This window comes from Escherichia sp. WS3063, from assembly GCF_046486595.1.
In the GTDB taxonomy this organism is placed as follows: Bacteria; Pseudomonadota; Gammaproteobacteria; order Enterobacterales; family Enterobacteriaceae; genus Escherichia; species Escherichia coli.
Window position 1 is genome coordinate 101859 of record NZ_JBJQKY010000009.1, and the last position, 14645, is coordinate 116503.

General features: G+C 51.8%; 11 protein-coding genes. All 11 read right to left on the reverse strand.

The features are described 5' to 3' along the window. Window positions 1-13: 13 nt before the first annotated feature. The 11 genes from yjcO to alsA all read right to left on the reverse strand — a co-directional run bounded on the left by yjcO (window position 14) and on the right by alsA (window position 14558). The gene (yjcO, locus tag ACJHYW_RS11530) at window positions 14-703 is read right to left on the reverse strand and encodes a Sel1 family TPR-like repeat protein YjcO (protein WP_000719886.1); all 690 of its coding nucleotides are present in this window, start codon (window positions 701-703) and stop codon (window positions 14-16) included. A gap of 93 nt (window positions 704-796) precedes the next feature. After that, complete coding sequence (gene fdhF / locus ACJHYW_RS11535; protein WP_001300547.1) at window positions 797-2944, reverse strand: formate dehydrogenase subunit alpha; 2148 nt, start codon at window positions 2942-2944, stop codon at window positions 797-799. Window positions 2945-3141: 197 nt separating this feature from the next. Beyond that, window positions 3142-4608 carry a multidrug efflux transporter outer membrane subunit MdtP gene (gene mdtP / locus ACJHYW_RS11540; protein ID WP_000610586.1) on the reverse strand — a complete coding sequence of 489 codons (1467 nt, stop codon included), beginning with the start codon at window positions 4606-4608 and terminating at the stop codon, window positions 3142-3144. Beyond that, window positions 4605-6656: a multidrug efflux transporter permease subunit MdtO gene (mdtO, locus tag ACJHYW_RS11545; protein WP_061092767.1), complete on the reverse strand. Its 2052-nt coding sequence runs from the start codon at window positions 6654-6656 to the stop codon at window positions 4605-4607. Before mdtO ends, mdtP begins: the two co-directional genes overlap by 4 nt. Then, on the reverse strand, window positions 6656-7687 hold the full coding sequence (gene mdtN / locus ACJHYW_RS11550) for a multidrug efflux transporter periplasmic adaptor subunit MdtN (protein ID WP_000446379.1): 1032 nt from the start codon (window positions 7685-7687) through the stop codon (window positions 6656-6658). Before mdtN ends, mdtO begins: the two co-directional genes overlap by 1 nt. A gap of 18 nt (window positions 7688-7705) precedes the next feature. Continuing rightward, window positions 7706-7981, reverse strand: coding sequence for a YtcA family lipoprotein (locus ACJHYW_RS11555; protein WP_001305715.1), 276 nt, complete (start codon window positions 7979-7981; stop codon window positions 7706-7708). Window positions 7982-8189: 208 nt separating this feature from the next. Further along, window positions 8190-10175 carry an alkyl/aryl-sulfatase gene (locus tag ACJHYW_RS11560; RefSeq protein WP_061092766.1) on the reverse strand — a complete coding sequence of 662 codons (1986 nt, stop codon included), beginning with the start codon at window positions 10173-10175 and terminating at the stop codon, window positions 8190-8192. A 272-nt stretch (window positions 10176-10447) separates the two neighbouring features. Beyond that, complete coding sequence (gene alsK / locus ACJHYW_RS11565; protein WP_061092765.1) at window positions 10448-11377, reverse strand: allose kinase; 930 nt, start codon at window positions 11375-11377, stop codon at window positions 10448-10450. Then, complete coding sequence (alsE, locus tag ACJHYW_RS11570) at window positions 11361-12056, reverse strand: D-allulose-6-phosphate 3-epimerase (protein ID WP_045133186.1); 696 nt, start codon at window positions 12054-12056, stop codon at window positions 11361-11363. The genes alsK and alsE overlap by 17 nt, the downstream gene beginning before the upstream one ends. A 10-nt stretch (window positions 12057-12066) precedes the next feature. Next, window positions 12067-13047: a D-allose ABC transporter permease gene (alsC, locus tag ACJHYW_RS11575; protein ID WP_000507105.1), complete on the reverse strand. Its 981-nt coding sequence runs from the start codon at window positions 13045-13047 to the stop codon at window positions 12067-12069. Next, the gene (gene alsA / locus ACJHYW_RS11580; RefSeq protein WP_061092764.1) at window positions 13026-14558 is read right to left on the reverse strand and encodes a D-allose ABC transporter ATP-binding protein AlsA; all 1533 of its coding nucleotides are present in this window, start codon (window positions 14556-14558) and stop codon (window positions 13026-13028) included. Before alsA ends, alsC begins: the two co-directional genes overlap by 22 nt. Window positions 14559-14645 lie beyond the last annotated feature (87 nt).

A 14645-nucleotide genomic window follows, 5' to 3' on the forward strand; every position in this document is an offset into this window, starting at 1 on the left:
TATCAGGCCTACATTAACCGTTAGTTAATTTTTCAAACTCTTCACACCCGGTATCAAACCCTTCCATACAGCTCAGATTCAACCAGTGCAGCGCCTTTTGCTTGTTCTTCTCGATAAAACCTTCTTCACCGTTTAAGAACATCATTCCCGCCCAGTACTCGGAATAACCGGTTCGGGAAATCGCAGAGCTGCGTTTGAAATACCAGGTTGCCTTGTCATCGTCGGCCTTAATGCCCACGCCGTTGGCGTAAATCAAACCAAGCAGCATTTGGGCATCGACGGCAGAGTCGTTCTCCAGATCTTCCGAGGCGTTTTCTAACAGCGAAATCGCCTTTGGATAATCCGGTTTACCCGCTTGCGTATTTACCAGAATATGCGCCAGCGTTACTTCACCTTCTTTACTGCCCGCTTGCGCCGCTTTCTCTGCAAGAACTTTTGCTTGTGGATAGTCCAGACTGACCGGATTGGTGATTTTGATCTGCGCTAACAGCGCGCAGGCATCAGCATCACCGCTGTCGGCGGCTTTCTGTGCCCAATATTCGGCTTTGCTCAAATCGCCGGAGCTAAACCAGCTGTCGGCAAGAAAATATTGTGCGCGTCGGTCCCCGGCCTCTGCTGCCTTTAAATACTGGCTGCCAGGCTCGGAGTCGTTCGCGTGGGCAAAGAATGTCAAAAACAACATCAATGCGATAATTTTTTTCATTTTGATAATACGATTGGGTAGGGAGTAACCAGTATAAAGAGTTCGAATGGATAAAAAAACAGCCTCCGAAAGGAGGCTGTAGAAAGGACTGTATTACGCCAGTGCCGCTTCGCGCAGGCGAGTTTTCAACTTGTTGTACTCGTCAATCACGTACTGCTCGGCGGCGCGCTGATCGGCGATCGGCTCGACGCGCACGGCGCAGTATTTGTATTCCGGCGTTTTCGTAATCGGGCTTAAGTTTTCGGTAACCAGCTCGTTACAGGCACCAATCCACCACTGGTAGGTCATGTAAATCGCCCCTTTGTTCGGACGATCGCTGACCTGCGCACGGGTGATAATTTTGCCTTTACGCGAGTGCACCCAAACCAATGCCTCATCTTCAATACCCAGACGTTTGGCGTCTTCGGTATTGATTTGTGCGTAGCCAGGTTCATCAGCCAGCGCCGCCAGTGCCGCACAGTTACCGGTCATCGAACGGCAAGAGTAGTGACCAACTTCACGCACCGTTGACAGTACCATCGGATACTCGTCGGTGAGTTTGTCGATTGGCGCTACCCAGTCGCAGGTGAAGAACTGCGCCAGACCGTTCGGGGTATCAAACTTCTCTTTAAACAGATAAGAAGTCCCCTGATCGGCATCTGAAGTATCGCGGCAAGGCCACTGAATGAAGCCCAGTTCGCCCATTTTCTCGTACGTAGCACCGTAGAAATCCGGGCACAGATGACGCAACTCATCCCAGATCTCCTGGGTGTTGTTGTAGTGCATCGGATAACCCATACGGGTGGCGATTTCACTGATGATTTGCCAGTCCGTTTTCAAATCCCATTTCGGTTCAACTGCTTTAAAGAAACGCTGGAAGCCACGGTCAGCCGCAGTAAACACGCCTTCATGCTCGCCCCACGACGTTGACGGTAAAATGACATCCGCCGCCGACGCGGTTTTGGTCATAAAGATGTCCTGAACGATGACCAGTTCCAGATCTTCAAAGGCTTTACGTACTGCCGACAGCTCCGCGTCAGTTTGTAGCGGATCTTCGCCCATAATGTACGCGGCACGCACTTCACCATGCGCTGCGCGGTGCGGCAGCTCGCTGATGCGATAACCGGTATGAGCAGGCAGGCTTTCCACGCCCCAGGCTTTGGCGAATTTCTCGCGGTTAGCCGGATCTTTCACGTACTGGTATCCCGGATACGTATCCGGCAGCGCGCCCATATCGCAGGCACCCTGCACGTTGTTCTGACCACGAACCGGGTTTACACCCGCATGCGGCTTACCGAGGTTACCAGTCAGCATCGCGAGGCTGGTCAGAGAACGCACGGTTTCCACGCCCTGGTAGAACTGGGTTACACCCATGCCCCACAGGATGGCGGCGCTTTTCGCCTGGGCATACATCCGCGCCGCCTGACGAATCTCACTGGCGCTGACGCCGGTGATATCTTCAACCGACTCCGGCGTGTAGCCTTCAACGATTTTACGATACTCTTCAAAGCCTTCTGTACGGGAAGCGACGAACGCTTTGTCGTACAGATTTTCTTCAATAATGACATGGCCCATCGCATTCAACAGCGCGATGTTCGAGCCGTTTTTCAATGCAATGTGCATGTCAGCAATGCGCGCAGTTTCAATTTTGCGCGGATCGCAGACGATAATTTTCGCCCCGTTACGTTTAGCGTTAATTACGTGGTTCGCCACGATTGGGTGGGAATCCGCCGGGTTGTACCCGAAAACGAACACTAAATCGGTATTATCAATTTCGTTAATAGCATTGCTCATTGCGCCATTACCGACCGATTGGTGCAGACCTGCAACCGATGGGCCGTGTCAGACACGAGCGCAGCAGTCAACGTTATTGGTACCAATAACGGCGCGCGCAAATTTTTGCATTACATAGTTGGTTTCGTTACCCGTACCACGCGAGGAGCCGGTCGTCTGGATGGCATCCGGACCGTACTTCTCTTTGATGGCGCTCAGGCGCTCGGCAACGTAATTCAGTGCCTCATCCCAGGAAACAGGTTCGAGTTTGCCGCCACGCTGGCGACGGATCATGGGGGTTTTCAGGCGCGGGGTCAGGATCTGGGTATCGTTAATGAAGTCCCAGCCATAATAACCCTTCAGACACAGGGTACCCTGGTTGGTTTTCCCCTGCGCTGCCTCCGCCCGGACGATTTTGCCGTTATCGACGACCAGGTTGATTTTGCAACCTGACGCGCAATAGGGGCAAACCGTGACGACTTTTTTCATCGGTCTCGCTCCAGTTAATCAAATCACGCATACGCGCTCTCGACTACAGTATGCATCTTTTATGCCACATTTTATTTGGGGTCATTCCCTGATATTACGGGCACTATTTATTCAAAACTCTGACGAAAAACAGGCTGTCGTCAGTTTTGACGTGACGAAACGAAATACCGCGTGACAGCCATCACGCGGTAGACATTTTATTTTTTCTCGACGACGGGAGCCGCCTGATACCCGCCGCCCAGCGATTTCATCAACTGAATGCTTTGGATCACCCGGCGGCTGTCCAGCATCAGTAATGACATCTCCTCGGCAAGCACTGGCAACCGGGCTTCGGTGGCCTGTAAGCGGCTGGTTAAGCCGCGTTGATAGGCGGCCTCGGCAGCGCGCTGGGTGAAGCGCGTTGCTTCCACGCGTTCAGCCTGCATCTCTCGCTCGTCGTTAAGCGTTTGCAGACGCGTGCCGTTGACGGCAACGTCGCGCACCGCGTTCAGTACTGACTGGTTGTAACGTTCAATCATCATGTTGCTGGCGGCGCGCGTGCCTTCGAGATTGGCATTCAACCGTCCACCGTCAAACAGCGGCAATTTCAGACCTGGGATAAAGTTGAACTGGCGACTGGTTTTTTTGAATAAGGTATCCAGGTGGATAGAATCCAGGCCGAAAAACGCTTTGATATCAAAGCTCGGGTAGAACAGCGCCCGCGCGGAATCCACCTGATCTAATGACGCCTGAACATACCAGCGCATGGCTTGCAGATCCGGGCGTCTGGCGAGCAACTCATAAGAGAGTGTCGCCGGAATGCCGGTCTGGACTCGTGGTAATGCCACCGGTTTGATCTCCGGCATATCGCTGGCGCCCGCGCCAATCAATGCGCGCAGAGATTCTCGTGTTTCGGTGATTTGCCCTTTAACGGCAGCAATTTGTTTATCGACCGCCAGAATCTGTGCCCGCGCGCCGTGGAAAGGCACTTGCGCTTCCAGACCGTGCGCCACTTTACTCTGGTGCGCTTTTACCGCGTAATCAATCACATTGCGTGTTTGTTCTAACAGATCGAGCATCTGATAGCTGGCCTGCATACTGTAATAAAGCTGCGCTACGCCCGTGGTCAGCGATAGCTCTACTGCTGCGGTTTCTGCCAGCGCGGCATTATGCGCGCCAATGGCGGCGGCAACCGCTGAGCGATGCACACCCCACAAATCGAGATCCAGTCCGGCAAACAAACCTACTGTGGCTTCCGTATAGTACGGCCCGTCCATCCCCAGTGCGGGCGCATCCATCGCATAAGGGCTTAAAAAGCCGTTCGCCGAGACGCGTTGGCGGTTAAGCATCCCTAACGCTGCCACCTGCAACTGTGAACCGGCATCTAACAAATCGGCCTGCGATTGCGCTTTTTCTTCCCGCAGTTTCGCTTCGGCGAGGGTGTGTGAACCACTTAGCGTCCGTTGGATCAAAGCATCCAACTGCGGGTCATTGAGTTGTTTCCACCACTGCGCCTGCGGCCAGCCGGAGCTGGCAAGATGAATATCATCGGCCAGTTTGATTTGTTCCGGTTTGAGCTGTTGATGAGGCGCAGAATCCTTACGTACCAGGGCACAGCCGGAAATCAGCGTCGTGCTGCCGAGAATGCTGCACAACAGCAGGCGTGAAAGTTGACGATTGATCATTGCGTGGCTCCTTGTGCCTGTTCCGTGGCGGGCGTTAATGCCGGGGCTGTCCAGTCTGGCAAGCGGGCGAAAAGCTGGCAGACGTGTTGCTCCTGTTTTAATAAGGTCGGCAGGATGGCCTGCGAGGCGGGTGTTTCTTCAAGCGTTATTTGAGGAGAACGACTGAGTGCGGTTGCCAGACCGGCGGCGTATTTCTCCAGGGCGTCGGCAAACTGACCAGCTCTGTCCGGCTGTAGTGCGTTATCCAGCGCCTGCGCCGAGTTCCAGGTGGCATCCCAGGCGTGAAGAATATCGCGACCCTGACGAATAACCGTTTGCGAACGTTCAATCAGTAAGGCGCGTTCTTCGCTGTCCAGTTGACGCTCCAGCGCCACGCGTTGGCACATCTCTTCACAGGCATTAAACGCCGCATGCAGACCTATGCGAATTTGCAGATAAGTGCGCAGAGCCGTGACTTCCTGCTGGCGTGGGATCTGCATTACTTTACTCAACATACCCAGCGCGCCAGCCAGTTTTTGCGGCAGGGTGCGCGCTTCACTTTCAGGCCAGACAAAGGTGTAAATCACCGCGGACACCACGGTACCAATGATGATACCCAGGGCGCGATCGCGAATTTCCACCAGGTCGTACACCGGGCCAAAAACGTTTTCGAGCGTGGCGAGCGCGAAGGTGACCACCATCTGTGTGCCGATATAAGAAGAGCGTTCAGAGCTGGTGGCAATCCATGCGCCCAACAGGAAAATCGGTGCCAGCACAAACAGCAATTCGACAATATTGTCCAGCCAGGGCATGACCAATAACGTGAATAACAGCGCCAGAATCGCGCCGCAAAAGGCCCCGCCAAAACGCAGAGCCATTTTCTGATACGACGAACCAACATTCGGGTTAGCGACGATCACGCAGGTCAGCATACAGGTGTGAATGCCTTCCCAGTCCACGCCGCTGTAGAAGGTGTAACAGATCAAACAGGCGAGCAGCGTTTTTACCGCGTAGCGCATATAGTCTGGATTGGTAAAAGCATCGGCGACCATTGATGGTGGTTTGGCGGCGGGCGTTGGCGGCGTATTCGGGTCCATCTGACCCAGTTGCAACAATGTCTGGCAGATATTCTCCAGGTTACATTCCCGTGCCGCCATCGCTTCACTTTCAGTGATCCGCCAGTCGCTTTGCCAGCACTGACCTTCGGCAATGGCATACTGCAGTTTGTTGATTTCTGAGGCTAATTTTTGCCGAAATTCAATAATTGCCTGAGAATCAGCAAAAGAGGTGGGATCGTAGCGATTCAGCGTCGAGTAAATGTAGGTTACCGTTGCCACGCAACTTTGCCACCATGCGCTCTGAGTTCGCCAGTTGGCATCGTCCGCGAGGCAAAAGACATTGAGTTTTTGCAGCGCCAGCGCCTCTCTTTCAATCCGCGTTTCGGGTAGCGGTGCGAGGCTGTCCGTCAGGTGGCTAATGGCATCATCAAGCCGATCATTAAGCACCTGATGCATCTGCGTGATAGCGCGGCTGGGAAACCACAGCACGCCGATTAACGTCATCAATAACGTCGGGTAGAGGCCGACAACAATACACCACAGGGTTAAGCGCACGACCACTTCCGGATAGTCGAGCATGGCGGGGAAGGTTTGCCCGTAAATGGCGACAATGGCGACAGCGAAAAAGACCAGCCCCAACCGATGGGTGCGCATCAAAAACATACAGCCCATCAGGATCGGTCCGGCAATGATCAATCGGATCAACGGTTCGCCATATGACCATTTGTAGATCAAAAACAGGCTGGCGATCTCCAGCACCGTGGCAACCACAAACAAGATCGCGACAAATTTGGTGTAAAACGCGTTGGACTGAATACCGTAAAACAGCACCGCCAGCGATAACGCCACAAAGGGGATCTCGAAGGTCATCGAGATCAGAATCACCAGCAGGCAGCCTACCCAGAGTTGCACGGTCTGCGGCACACGACCTGGCCGCCGCTCGCTTAACTCTTCATGAAAGAACGCCAGCAGCCTGACCACCGGTAATGGCAGGGAGTTGAGCGCGCTCATTATTGTGGCTCAAGATTAGCGACTGCCGAAGCGCCGATGCGGAACATTTCCGGGTCAGGTTTTTCAACCATGATTTTGACCGGAAAACGCTGGGCAACGCGGACCCAGTTAATAGAACGAGACACTTTCGGCAGGCCGCCCAGCACCAGGCCGCCGTCATCCGGTAGCACGCCGTAGCCAATCGAATCCACTTTACCCTCGAAGGTTTTGCCGCTGTCGCTCATCAGGCGAATCGTTGCGGGTGTACCTGAGCGAATATTTTTCAGATCGGTTTCGCGGAAGTTGGCGATCACGTACCAGTGACGAGTGTCGATTAGGGTAAAAATAGGGCGCATGGCAGAAGCAAATTGCCCGACGGAGGTTTTGAGGGAAATGACCCGGCCATCAAACGGCGCGCGAACGGTCGCCATTTCCAGATGCAGTTTGGTCAGGGCAATATCCGCTTCGACCGCCGCACGTTGGGCGACCAGCGCATCGACGCCGCTGACGGCACTGGCGGCTGACTGCGCCTGCAACAATACGGCATTAAGATCGGCTTCTGCGGCGCGCTGCGCAGTTCTTGCACGGTCAACGTCTTCCGCTGAGACAAAACCTTCTTTCAGTAATGGCTCGGTGCGGCGTAATGTATCTGTGGCCTGTTTCGCGGCGGCACGGGCTTTTTCTACCGTGGCATTAACCGAGTCGGCACCAAACTGTTGTGCGTCAACGCTACGCTGGGTGAGCATAATTTGCTTATCCAGCGCCGCGAGGGAGGCTTCGGCTTTCGCCAGATTGGCTTCGTACGGGCGCGGGTCGATGCGGAACAGCAAATCGCCCTGTTTCACCGCCTGGTTGTCGGTGACCGCCAGTTCTACAATGCGACCGCTGACTTCCGGCACCACATCAATGGTATCTGCTGACGCGTAGGCGTCATTAGTTGATGGCGCACTGTCTACGCGCCAGATAACGAAAACAAGGGCAACCAGCGCCAACGCAACCACTAACAGAGCAGGGAATTTACTGCGAGGAGCTTTTTTCGGCGTACTTTCCATGAGCGCGTCTCAAATAGATTAGAAAAATGCCAGCCAGAACAGCATGGCGTAGAGAGCAAAAAGGGCGGTATAAATAATTCCGACAAATGCCAGATTGATATTTGCCCTCTGAATAATTCGCCTCGTGATGAGCGTCAAAATAAGGCTGGCAATGGCGCAGAAAAACCAGCTGGGATAATAAGCGCCGATCACCGGGATTGCCGGAGATAATGAGCATCCCGAAACCATGAAGACGGGAATTATCCAGGCTGTTTTTTTGAGTTGCATCGCCATGCGAGAGAGAACTGTTGGCATATTAAATACATCCTGTCTGCTGCGAACAATATCTGTAGTGAATATCAATATCCATTGAAGGCGTCAGTATGGCTATTTTCTCGATGAATAAAAATAGCTTTATTCAGCCACCGCATTCATAACTTATATATTTTATTTATTAATTGTCTGTATATATTTTTAAAATAAATGCTTTTGGGGGCTTCAGCGCCCCCAAAAGCGAGTGGCATTAATTGGGGGTTACGATATTCACCCACAAATCGAAATTATCCAGACAGGCAATAATTTCTTCCAGTTTTGCGCCATTGCCAATAATTTTGGCTTTCTTCGCCTTTACCAGATCCGCCATTTTGGCTTGTCCGACCAGCACGTCGTGCAGATCGCTGCGGCTCATGTAAAACGATGCGTCTACCTTCGGTTGCAGTACTTTACGGTAGTTCAATACGCTATTGTTGAGTGAGAGGTTCAGGTTATCGTTGTCAGAGAGATTGAAGTTCAGGCTGATGGATTTGCCCGCGGCTTTCTCACTGTTCAGACGAACAGCCATGTAATCAAGCAGCATCTCGACGGTCATACCCTTGATGGTGTCAGGAGAGGCGGTGCTGGCGTGTTCGATTTTCTTCGCGCCCTCACGCAGTTCTTTCGCTCCCGTCAGGTAGAAGCCGCGCCAGGTGGCTGATTCGGCCTGATAACCCAATTGTTCGAAGGTATCGGCCTGTAGGTTTTTCGCCACCTGGTCTCCCGGATTGGCAGCAATCACCTGTTTCAGCAGTTCAGAGGCCCAGCGGTAGTCGCCCTGTTTATAGGCTTCACGCGCCAGATTGATAGCATGTGCGGAACCTCCCAGCGCTTTGACATAACGTTTACCCATATCGACCTGGCCATACGGATTCAGGTTTGCTGGGTTACCGTCGTAGTAGCCGAGGTAAAAGTTATATACCGCGCGAGCGTTATGACTGACGGAGCCATAATAGCCACGGCTGGCCCAGTTTTTATCCAGCGTTTCCGGCAGATGAATCATGTTGCCGATTTCATTCATGGTGTAACCCTGGTTCGCCAGGTGCAGGGTCTGGTCGTGAATATACTTAATGGTGTCGCGATATTTTCCAATATAATCATTGATATGTTGATTACCCCATACTGGCCAGGTATGTGGCATAAACAGCACTTCTGCTTGTGATCCCCACTTATCCAGCGTTTCATTCAGGTAATCGGTCCACTTCGCGGTATCACGGGTTTTCGCGCCACGCAGGGTGTAGAAGTTATGCAGGGTATGGGTGCTGTTTTCCGCTGTGCACAGGGCTTTCAACGCCGGAATATAGAGGTGCATTTCAGACGGCGCTTCGCTGCCTGGAGCCATCAGGAATTCGAAATCCAGCCCGTCGATATTGAGTTTCTCTCCTGTCTTGGTGATAGATCGCGTCGGCGCGATAATTGTCGGGCCGCCGGTAGTAAGCGTAACACCCAGCCCGTTGCCGATATCTCCCTGTGCATTATGCGGGAGTAGCAGGCCGTAAGAGTAAAATGCACGGCGACTCATGATATTACCCGCCAGCACGTTTTCACTGATGGCTTCGTCCATAAAGCCTGCCGGGGCGATGATCTGCACTTTGCCTGCTTTTACATCGGCTTCTGAGACAATACCTTTTACGCCGCCATAGTGGTCAGTGTGGCTGTGGGTGTAGATAACGGCCACAATCGGTTTTTGTGGGCGGTGTTTGAAATAGAGATCAAGGCTGGCTTTTGCTGCATTTGGCGTCACCAGCGGGTCAATGACGATGATGCCCGTATCACCTTCAATGAAGGTGATGTTCGAGATATCCTGGCTGCGCACCTGATACATGCGGTCGGTGACTTTAAACAGGCCAGAAATGCCGTTGATCTGCGACTGACGCCACAGGCTGGGGTTTACGGTTTCCGGCGCAGCGGCATTAATATCAAATTTGTAATCATTCGCGCGGTAGTAAATTTTACCGTTCGCATCACGCAGAATACCTTCATCCAGCAGCGGAGCGATAAATCCACGCTGAGCATCGTCAAAATCCTGACGATCGCTAAACGGTAATGATTTGGCGTAATTCTGATTAACCTGTTGGGTATATTGAGTGGCGGCTTTCGCTTCATCTGTTGCGTAAGCGGTATTTATCATCATGCCGCTGGCGGCAGTGAACGCAATAACAATCCTGCTCAAACGGAATAACCGAGAGTTATTCATATAAATCTCCATTTATCATTTATGTCGTAAATATGTAATCCATGCAAAATACGTCATTTAAAGCTGGCGTTATCATAATTGGGAATTTGCGATTTTAATAAGTGGAAGTGTGAGCGGAACGCGCCATTTTATTAGGCATTTGTGCTGAAGAGGGAAAATTACAGTAGAACTATCATTGCTGAAAATAATATGAGCTGTTTTATGTGTTTATTATATATATTGTACTTGTCGTTGGCACAGCGGGACATTGCGTTACTGTGCCAACGCTTTACTCATGGGGCTTTAGCACAGGACTGTGGCAAAAAACGTTGATGCGCCAATATTGCTGCACCCTGAGCGCCATTAAAGTCAGAAGATGAGGCGGCAATAAAGCGCACGACCTGATACGGCAGTGGACGGCGCAGGTACTTTTGGGTCATGGCAATGAGAGTCTCGCGTGGGAAGGCGGGCATATCCATCACGCCACCACCCAGAATTACCGCATCGGGATCGAACAGATTAATGCTGGTGGCAATGGCTCGTGCCGCGTTTTCAAGCAGACTCTGGACGAAAGGGGCGTTTTCCGCATGGACGAAAAGATCGCTCAATGGGTAATTTCGGGGCTGTTGTTCGTACCAGCGTCTTAGCGCCATTCCAGAGCAATTGGTTTCCAGGCACCCAGAATTGCCACACGCGCAGTGTTGGGTCATATCTCCCAGGGGGATATGGCCCAGTTCGCCTGCCACACCGTGTGCACCCGTCCACGGCGCACCGTTCATCCACACTGCGAACCCCATCCCCGTACCGAGATAGGCTGCCAGAACCAGTTGTTGCGTAAGGCGGTTTTCTACTACGTCCCAGGAAAGTTGTAGGTTAACGTCGCGGGAAAACTCAACCGGACAATTCAGCGTATTTTCGAGCTTATCGGCGAGATCATATAAATCTGCCGCTGTTAACGGCAGGTTAGGCGTAGAAATAATAGTGCGTTTATCTTTACTGACCAGCGCCGGAAATCCCATTACCAGACCATGACAGCGAGCGTTAAAGCGCCTGAGTTGCTCGTCAATCATTTCGCCGATACCCGACACCAGGTCGGGAGCAATAACTTCTGCGGTCCGCTTTTTTTCGCAGTGTAGCGTTTCACCTGCTGCTGTCCGCAGACAAAAGCGGATATGCGTTGCCCCCATATCCACGCCCGCTACGACGTTATGCTGTTTTTGCATGAGGCTGTACCTCGCTTTTTGCAGCCAGAATCTGCGCGGTCATAATTCTCCATGCTTCGTCGATATTTTCCGCATGATTAAACAGACCGGAAGTGCCGACGATAAAGACATCCGCCCCTGCCGCCATTAGTTTTTCGTAAGTTGCCTGGTTGCAGGAACCGTCCACCTCAATTTCGTACTCCAGACCTTCTCGTTCACGCCATGCCTTCAGTTCGGCAAGTTTATCCAGCATTTCAGGAATGAACGGTTGTCCGGCAAAGCCGGGATCGACAGTCATGACCGTAATTTTATCGGCCTTATGGATATAGTATTTCATGGCCTCAACTGGCGTCTCCGGGTTAAGGATTAGCCCCACTTTCATGCCATGACGGCGGATTTCATCAATCAGGCGGAATGCCTGACCGTTGATAGTTTCCGGATGCAAAGTGATGAAATCAGCTCCCGCACGTGCCAGTTGAGCAATGTAATCCTGCGGACGCGTTACCATCAGATGGCAGTCGAGCGGTTTACTCGCCAGTTTTTTTACCTGGCTTACGAAGAACGGTGAGAGCGTCAGATTCGGCACAAAGTGGCCGTCCATGATATCGATGTGAAAGTAATCGGCATGGCTGTCGATAAATTCGATCTGTTCTTTAAATTTCAGCAGATCCATACACATTAACGAGGGGGAGATTTTCATGTTCAATTCCTTACTTACTGATAAGACGGTCAAGGGCGACAGCCGCGATAATTAATCCGCCCATCACCACCAGTTGGTAATAGGTTTGTACCTGCAAAATATTCAGACCGTTGTTGATGGTGCCGATGATCAACCCGCCAATCACCACAGAGAAAATGCGCCCCTTGCCGCCGAAGAAACTGGTGCCGCCAATGATGGCGCTGGCAATGGCATAGGTTTCAAAACCCATACCGGCAAGCGGTTCTGCGGCACCGAGTCGTGCAGTTGAGACGACGCCTGCCAGACCTGCACAAACACCGGAGATGATAAACACCACCAGGATGTGGAATTTCACGTCAATCCCGGAATAGAACGCCGAGTTTTTGTTGCCGCCCAGTGCGTAGATGTTGCGCCCGAGCCGCATACGCGTTGTCAGAAACCAAAGGATGAGCGCGACAATTAGCGAGAAGATAACGGGGACAGGTATCCCAATTACGCTGGCGGCAAAGAAGTTCACGAAGTCAAATGAGAAGCCGTATACCGAGTTGGCATCGGAGATCACCAGCGTGATCCCACGGAAAATGGCGTTGGTACCAAGGGTGATAATAAATGGGTGTAGCCCCGTCCAGTTGACCAGGCAGCCGTTGATCGCCCCCAGTGCGCCGCCAACCAGTACACCGCCAATCAGCGCCGCGAGAAACGGGTCAACACCTGCCAACATCAGTTTGGCGGTCACCATACCGGAAAGCGCCAGAATCGCGCCAACCGAGAGGTCGATACCAGCGACCAGGATAGCGAAAAACTCGCCCATGCCGATCAATACCGTCACGGAGCTTTGCACAAAAATCTGGGTAATATTATTGGTGGTCAGAAAATATTCTGGTGACAGCGAACCAAAGATGGCGACGATGATCGCCAGGATAAAAAAGGTGCCGTATTTATCCCAGAACAGCGCAAAGTTGAACGGTTTCTTCTCGCTCGCTTCGCTTTTTACTCTAGTGGTAAAGCCCATGCCATAATCTCCTCTTCGCTCATGTCATCGCGATTGGTCAGGATTTGCGTCAGTCGTCCTTCGCAGAACACGGCGATGCGGTCGCAGACGGTGATAATTTCAGGTAGTTCAGATGACACCATCAGGATGACTTTTCCGTCGTCCGCCAGTTGGCGCATCACTTTGTAAATTTCGGCTTTCGCGCCAACATCGATGCCACGGGTAGGTTCATCGAAAATGATCACTTCCGGGCGACAGCACAGCCATTTGGAGATCAGGACTTTCTGCTGGTTACCGCCGGAGAGTTCAGTGATGTTCTGGTTTACCGAATGACATTTCAGCGCCAGCAGTTCGCGTTGATTTTCAGCGGTACGTTGCTCGTCAACTTCATGAAACAACCCCATCGCGCCTTTATAGCCGCCGTCTTTCAGACTGCGGCTGATCGCCATGTTCTGAGCGATGGAAAAGTTGGGGAAAAAACCGTTATCCCGGCGGCTTTCAGTGATGTAAGCCATCCCTTTTTTCACGGCATCCAGGGGTGAGCGTGGAGAGATATCTTTGTCATTAAGACGGATTTCTCCGCCAGCGCGTTTATCAACGCCAAACAGGCAGTTCATCAGTTCAGTACGTCCGGAACCGACCAGTCCGGCAAAGCCTAATATTTCTCCCCGGCAGACGCTAAATGAGATATCCCGGACCTTTTTTCTGTCACGGCTGGTGACGTTGCGCACCTCAAAAACCGTATCGTGCGCAAGGTTGCTGACATTCTCCTTCATCGCGTTAAAACGGTTTTGCAGTTCGCGGCCTACCATCAGACGGACGATATCGTCATTTGACACATCGCTCACCATGCCGCTGCAAACGCTGCTGCCGTCTTTCATCACCGTATAGCGGTCGCAAATACGGCGAATATCCGCCAACTTATGCGAGATATAGACGATGGCCGTACCCTCTTTACGCAACTGATTCATGATCAGAAACAGATAGTCCACCTCTTTATTGGTGAGTGAGGAGGTGGGTTCATCCATGATGATGACTTTGGCGTCGAGCATCAGCGTTTTGGCAATTTCCAGCATCTGCTTGTGGCTGATAGATAAGTTCGCCACTTTCTCATCTAAATCAACTTTCAAGCCCACGCGTAATAACATCATGGCGGCGCGGACACGCATTTCTCGCCAGTCGATAATATTGACGCCACAGATTTTTTTCGTCAGATGACGACCAATATATAAATTTTCCAGTACGGTTAATTCATCAATAACGCTGAGTTCCTGATAAATGATCCCGATACCGAGTTGTGCCGCTAATTTATGATCCAGCTTGTTATAGTTAATGTTATTAATGGTAATGGTGCCTTTGGTTGGCTCATGTATTCCGGATAACACTTTCATTAGCGTGGATTTACCCGCGCCATTTTCTCCTAGTAATGCATGTATTTCACCAGGATAAACCGTTAAATTAACCGACTTTAATGCGTGAACCGGACCAAAGGACTTGCCGATCCCCGCCATCGATATATATGGCGTGGCCATAAATAACCTCTCTGCACGAAATATCGTATTATTGCCTGATGGGCTACACTTATCAGGTCTACGTTCAGGTTATTTTGTTGGCCGGAT